Genomic DNA, 2,247 nt, shown 5'->3' with positions numbered 1-2,247 from the left:
CTCCTTAACATGATAGGTTTATTCTACAAGCCCTTATTTTTTCTGTCCAACTTAGTGTAGCCGATCCAGATCACGTATGTTCTCCCATGATTTGTCCGTAATTTTCCACTCCGGACCTTTCTTCTCAAAGACGTATAAATCCAGTTCCTTGACCAATTCTTTGTTTAAATAGTTACGGATGAACGATATATCGTGGTCATGCTCCCGAACCTCGAACATCTTTTCTTTACCTCGTCCAGGGACGCGACCGTATCGCTCTCTTTCCTCAGATGTCGGGTTATCCCAACGCTTCTCGATATCCTCGAATATTTTTAATCCCAGATAGTACGGATTCAGAGTATGACGCGAAGGCTGTACAACAGAGTAGTTCAGCTTAGCGTATTCTATCGTTTCATCATCGGTTAAATCAAGCTCTCTAATAATCCGCTGATGGAAAAAAGTCGCCCAGCCTTCATTCATAATCTTCGTTTCCATCTGCGCCCAGAAATAAAGCATTTCATCTCGCAGCATCGTTAAGATGTCACGCTGCCAGGACTCTAATATAGAAGAATACTCCTCAATAAACCATAAAATATCCTTTTCCGGCTTAGGAGGGAAGTGTATCGGCTGATCTTGATTAACTGGCATATCATTCGAGATATCATGCGACCAAATATCATCATATGGTGTTTGTATCGTTGTTGAAGTGAAGGGTTTTTGCTTCTTTAAGGAAGACAGATAAGCTTCTTTAGGCATTTGGTAAGGCTTCGCAATCGATGGGTCGACATGTTCTTGAATAGCCAGAACAGCATCAATAAACTGTTCTACCGCTAGTGAACCATGTATCATCTCATATTCTCGGATACGCTCAGCAGTAGCCGTCATACTCTCGACCATATGTCGGTTCGTTTTAGAGAAACGGGCATTGTTTTTAAAGAAATCACAATGGGCAAGTACATGAGCAATGATCAGCTTATTTTGGATAAGGGAATTGCTATCGAGCAGGAAGGCATAGCAAGGATCAGAATTGATGACGAGTTCATAAATTTTGCTAAGCCCGAAATCGTATTGCATTTTCATTTTGTTGAATGTCTTCCCGAAGCTCCAATGGCTGAATCGGGTAGGCATACCATAAGCACCGAAGGTATAAATGATATCCGACGGACAAATTTCGTACCGCATAGAGTAGAAATCAAGACCAAATCCAGTAGCGATCTCCGTAATCTCATCAATGGCATATTCCAAAGCCCTCATATCCAAGATTGTCATTGTTGAACCCCCTATCAGAATTTGTGAGATAGGTGAAACACTGCTAATATTCGGGTAATACTGTTGATAATGAACGAGTGAAAATTAGCAACGATCCGTTTGATCATGGTACAATTAGTAAAAGTGAACACGCAAAATCAGAAGGAGGTCAAACATTGTGTCAAATCCAGATGAGAAGAAAATCCATACCTATCAAGATTGGCTGACATGGGACGGAACGTGGGAGTTAATTAACGGCAAAGCCTATAATATGTCTCCAGCTCCGACCTCATTGCATCAGTTTATTGTAGGAGAGCTTCATTTCGCCCTACGGACGTTCTTCCAGAATCGGAGTTGCTATGTATTTGTGGCTCCGTTTGATGTGTTTTTCAGTGAAAGCAAAGAGTATCAATCACCCGATCACGTCACACAGCCCGATCTCTCTGTTGTTTGTTCTAAGGATCAAATATCCAAGAACGGCTGTCACGGAGCGCCGACCATAATCATTGAAGTGTTGTCACCTTCCACTGCGTTGAAGGACTTTAATGAGAAGTTCAACTTATATCAAAAGCATGAGGTACAGGAATATTGGATTGTCGATCCTGGCAATCGAACAGTTCATGTATATGCGCTGCAGGATGGCAGTTACCAGGTACGTCATTTATATACGGAGCAGGAAACGATTCAATCGATCGTCTTTAAAGATTTACAAGTGCCTATGAACACCTTATTCAGTCTATAATAACAAATACAATTAGCCGGCGAGATCAACTCTCGACCGGTTTTTTTGTCCTCCAATTTTAAGCACCTTGGCGATACGAAGCCCATCCGGTCTATATGCTGGAAGCAAGCGACAGGGAGACGGATGGCAAGGTGGGGCTGAGCCCTTTTCGCTATGAGGCGGGGTAGATTTATGGCTTTGCAGAAGCTTGGGATCAAGGCTGTGAGGAGCGGCGCAAGCGGTATATGAACCGAATTGAGCGACATTCGTTTGAGGTTTGGATGAAGGAGCAGCTGTAT

1 protein-coding gene and 1 pseudogene are annotated in these 2,247 nt (G+C 42.7%); one reads left to right on the top strand and one right to left on the bottom strand.

Going from position 1 to position 2,247, the window contains the following annotated elements:
- Positions 1-69: 69 nt before the first annotated feature.
- Positions 70-1,248, bottom strand: a pseudogene (locus tag WH37_RS32990) (SpoVR family protein); the annotation flags it as partial.
- Between the two features lie 157 nt (positions 1,249-1,405).
- Between WH37_RS32990 and WH37_RS32985 the strand changes: the two are divergent.
- Positions 1,406-1,969 carry a Uma2 family endonuclease gene (locus WH37_RS32985; protein WP_177218122.1) on the top strand — a complete coding sequence of 188 codons (564 nt, stop codon included), beginning with the start codon at positions 1,406-1,408 and terminating at the stop codon, positions 1,967-1,969.
- The last annotated feature ends 278 nt before the right edge of the window (positions 1,970-2,247 follow it).

Source organism: Paenibacillus algorifonticola (assembly GCF_000971975.1).
Taxonomy (GTDB): domain Bacteria; phylum Bacillota; class Bacilli; order Paenibacillales; family Paenibacillaceae; genus Pristimantibacillus; species Pristimantibacillus algorifonticola.
This window is presented reverse-complemented; position numbering and strand designations above follow the sequence as displayed.